Below are 4008 nucleotides of genomic sequence, written 5' to 3'. Positions count from 1 at the left end.
TAGAGCAAAAACAAGAGTTATTGCGGACAATGGCCCAACAGCACGACAACCTTCTGAAACTCCTCAAAAGCGAAAACGAATGGCTCCGAAGAGGGGTTAAAGCACGTCTAAAACGGAATGAAGGGCGTAAACAACGGGTATTGCAGCTGCGCGAAGATGCCAAAAACAACCCTAGCCGTATTCGAAAGATGAAACTGGAACTGGAGCGCGAAGCAAAACATTTCAACCGTTCGGAGGGGGTTAACCGCCAAAAGATGCTCTTTGAAATCGAGCATCTGGAGCTGAAGCTCGGTGATAAAACCCTCATCAAAGATTTCTCGACCCGAATACTCCAAAAAGATGTCATCGCCGTCGTCGGCCCTAACGGAAGCGGAAAATCGACACTCCTGAAAGCACTCCTCGGACGGCTCAAACCTACCAACGGGATCATCAAAATCGGAGAACTCACCATAGGCTATTTCGATCAACACCGCGAGATGCTTGATGATAATCTCAACCTTATCGAAACGTTCTGTCCTCACGGCGGTGACCGCGTCGATGTCATGGGACAGGATTACCACGTCTACGGCTATCTCAAAAACTTTCTCTTTCCGAGAGAGTTCCTCGATAAAAAAGTGGGTGTTCTCAGCGGCGGAGAAAAAAACCGTGTCGCTCTAGCACTTCTCTTTACCAAAAAAGTCGATTGTCTGATCCTCGACGAACCGACCAACGACCTCGATATCCCCACCATCAATATTTTAGAAGAGAAACTCCAAAGTTTTCCCGGAGCGGTTATCCTCGTCAGCCATGATAGATATTTTGTCGATAAAATCGCTAAAAAGCTCTTTATTTTCAAAGGCGACGGGTCGATAGAAGAGAGTTACAAACCATACAGCGAGTACCTCGAAGATGAAAAAGAGCTGATCGAAATGGATGCAATGGAAGCAGAATTTTCCAAACCTGCCGCTTCGGCTCAAGTACAAGCCGAAAAGCCGAAAGTATTAAAACTCACCTTTAATGAACAGCGTGCCCTCTCAACCCTTCCCGCTGAAATTGAGGTTCTCGAAGCCAAAATCGATGAGCTCAACGCCTCTCTCGCCGATCCTGCGAAATACGAAAAAATCGGGATCAGTGTTTTGGCAGAAGAGCTTGAAAAAACAAAAGCACTCTATGAAGAGAAAGTGGATGAGCTCTTAACGATCGAAGAGAAAGCCGAAGAGATCGAAGCACTTAAACATTAATGTTGAACGCCAAAGTAATAAAATCCCTTTGGCTACGCTTGCCGCAATGGCACTAAAGCTTGCCTCATTCGAGACAGAATTTTGCTAAGGATTATTGTATGGACATCGAAGAACTTAATTCACTCTACTCACACGCAGGGTATGTAACGTTCAAAGAGGGGCCGGAAGGGTTTCCCATCGCCCTCATCACAACACCCCATGCTACCGCCGCCATCACCCCCTACGGTGCGCAGCTCCTCTCGTACACATTCGCTTCCGACACCAATGATCTGCTGTTTCTCAGCGAAAAAGCGATCTTTCAAGAGGGAACTCCTATCCGAGGCGGTGTCCCGATCTGCTGGCCGTGGTTCGGCCCCGATCCCGAAACCAAAGGACGGAATGATCACGGACTCGCCCGCACCCGTATGTGGAATATCGGCTCCACCTATCTCCTAAACGATCGGGAATGCTGTATCACCTTCGAACTGACCGATACTCCCGAAACCTACGCACTGTGGCCGCACCGTTTTCGCCTTATTCTAAAACTCATCGTAGGCAAAACGCTTACACTGGAACTCACAACCCGCAACATGGGAGATACCCCTATCGAACTTACGCAGGCATTTCATACCTATTTTGCTCTCGGCAACATTGCCCATACACATATAACGGGATTGGAAGGATTTGTTTACAAAGACAAAACTCTCGGCGGAGCTGAAAAAAATCAGACAGTTCCTATCCGTATTGATGCCGAAACCGACCGTATCTATCCGTTTGAGGGTAATGACATCCTCATACATGATGAGACGCTCAAGCGAACGATACGGATTGAATGCGAGGGGAGTAAAACAGCGGTAGTGTGGAATCCGTGGATTCGGGTCTGTGAGCAGAAAGCCGATTTGGCTCTAGAGGATTATAAAAAGATACTCTGCTTCGAAACTGCCAATGCGGGAGACGATATTGTCACCTTGCAACCCGGAGAGAAGCATACGCTAAAAGCGGTTTATTCTATCGACGCGGTTTAATCCGTCTCAACTTCAATTTTAAACTTCTCATTCATAAACTTTCGTGCTTCCTCATCGCTCAGCCCTGAGGATTGCTGCAAAGCATTTTGAAGTTGGATCATGCTCAACTCTTTTTGGTTTTTACCGTCCAGCGTGATCTCTTTTATCTCCCCTTTGAGCATTTGAATCATCGCCCGTATCAAATCTTTTTCAACAATACCGGGAGTTTTCGGCAAATCGGCTTCAAAATGTTTGGCAATTGCCGTATTGATGCACTGTGATGCCTTTTTTCGATCATTCATCTCAGAAGGGGTCAGATTAAACTCTTTGAGAAATACCCCTTTTTCATCATTTTGAAGGGTGTCGGTAAAACTTTTGACCGATGCGTAGGTCACATCCGAAATCGTACGATTTTCCAAAGTAAGCGAAAAATGGTCTAAGATCATCGAATCCGGCGAGCTGCTCGAAACCTCACGCGCGCTCATCGCAAATTCCAGAGGCATAATGGTATTGTCAATGCGCAAGTGATCGATATTCAAATGGCTCATAGTGTTTACGCTTCCTTCAAAATCGCCTTTAAGGGCAAAATTGACCGTACTGAGTTTGTCCATCGTATTTTGCTGAAATGCGTTACTCACGTTTTGGGCAATCATCTGCGCCAGGATCGGTTTAGGCAAAGCAACTTCATCGGCTTCGATATCAAAGGAGGCCTCTGTACGCTTTCCCTCTGAAAATGCTTTCAACTTCGAAAGCTCTTCCACATTTCCTAAACGTAGAGAACGGATACTGAGCTGCTTTTGCCCCATTATCGAAAGATCAATCCCCTCAATTTCGCAATCGGTTGTAATGATACCGCTGCAACCGACAGCTCCGTGCTTCAGTTCTCCGCCGCTAAGGAGCAATCCCTCTTGGTACCCGCTGATTGCGTTTAACAATTCCTCTTTGACTTTTTCATTTTTATAATGTGCCAGCGCACTCACTCCGACGACTACGATTGCCGCGGCAACCGAAAGGTGGATTTTATATTTTTTATAGAACGCTTCATTCGACTTCTCTTCGACACTCAACACTTCGTCCACAAATTCCCTTATTGTATATAGTCAACGACTTTAGAAAGTGTCGTCACTTCTTTGATGACCTGCACCACTTCCTGATGAGCAGGGTGAGGAACGTAGATATCCAATGCAGCCTGTTCTTCAAACATAGAGACCAAAACCATATCAAAGGATCGCTCGCTTCGGCTGATATCGATCCCAACTTCCATGGAATGCAAGGTATTGATTTTCGAAGGCAAAGCCTCGAGCATCTCTTTTACGCGTGCCATATTGGCCTCTTTGTTTTCTTCTTTAAACTGAAACATCACAATATGTACTAACATCCGTATCTCCTTATCTTTCTATCAAATCTTTCAAGCTCTGGCGAGGGGATTTCCCCTCCAAAATAGCGTACACTTCCGCCGCGATGGGAAGATAGATTCCTCTGGCTTGGGCAATCTCATGAAGAGCGTACGCCGTCCCTATCCCCTCGCTAACTTCACCGATTTCCTTGCAAACTTGCTCTTTGTCTTTGCCCTGCGCCAATCCGAGTCCGACACGATAATTGCGGGACATGGACGAACTGGCCGTCAGAAATAGATCTCCCGCACCGCTGAGTCCCAAAAAGCTATCCTGTGTCGCACCGTAGGCTCGGCCGAAGCGCTCCATCTCGACAAGCCCCCGTGCAATCAGACTCGCGGCAGCATTATGCCCTAAAGAAAGGCCCTCGCAAATCCCTGCAGCTATGGCAATAACGTTTTTATAGGCACC

At 46.8% G+C, this 4008-nt stretch carries 5 protein-coding genes; 2 read left to right on the top strand and 3 right to left on the bottom strand.

Going from position 1 to position 4008, the window contains the following annotated elements:
• Both Q0C19_RS08355 and Q0C19_RS08350 read left to right on the top strand, forming a co-directional pair.
• Positions 1–1220, top strand: a 1220-nt coding sequence (locus Q0C19_RS08355) for an ATP-binding cassette domain-containing protein (protein ID WP_295055043.1), incomplete at its 5' end; no start/stop codon positions are given.
• A gap of 98 nt (positions 1221–1318) precedes the next feature.
• On the top strand, positions 1319–2224 hold the full coding sequence (locus Q0C19_RS08350) for a D-hexose-6-phosphate mutarotase (RefSeq protein ID WP_295055041.1): 906 nt from the start codon (positions 1319–1321) through the stop codon (positions 2222–2224).
• Here the strand turns inward: Q0C19_RS08350 and Q0C19_RS08345 are convergent.
• From Q0C19_RS08345 to Q0C19_RS08335, 3 genes are all read right to left on the bottom strand, one after another.
• The gene (locus Q0C19_RS08345) at positions 2221–3282 is read right to left on the bottom strand and encodes a hypothetical protein (protein ID WP_295055039.1); all 1062 of its coding nucleotides are present in this window, start codon (positions 3280–3282) and stop codon (positions 2221–2223) included. The two genes, Q0C19_RS08350 and Q0C19_RS08345, sit on opposite strands and share 4 nt — an antisense overlap.
• 8 nt (positions 3283–3290) lie before the next feature.
• On the bottom strand, positions 3291–3581 hold the full coding sequence (locus Q0C19_RS08340) for a Dabb family protein (protein WP_295055037.1): 291 nt from the start codon (positions 3579–3581) through the stop codon (positions 3291–3293).
• A gap of 10 nt (positions 3582–3591) precedes the next feature.
• The coding region (locus Q0C19_RS08335) for an NAD(P)H-dependent glycerol-3-phosphate dehydrogenase (RefSeq protein WP_366823106.1) at positions 3592–4008 on the bottom strand (417 nt) is incomplete at its 5' end.

The sequence above is a fragment of the Sulfuricurvum sp. genome, assembly GCF_023250475.1.
GTDB lineage: Bacteria > Campylobacterota > Campylobacteria > Campylobacterales > Sulfurimonadaceae > Sulfuricurvum.
Note: the sequence above shows the minus strand (reverse complement) of the source record. Positions and strands in the feature narration are given on the sequence as shown.

Bases quoted from the DNA above. Each gene is read 5' to 3' on its own strand.
- Q0C19_RS08350 (WP_295055041.1), top strand. From the start codon at position 1,319: ATGGACATCGAAGAACTTAATTCACTCTACTCACACGCAGGGTATGTA.
- Q0C19_RS08340 (WP_295055037.1), bottom strand. From the start codon at position 3,581: ATGTTAGTACATATTGTGATGTTTCAGTTTAAAGAAGAAAACAAAGAG.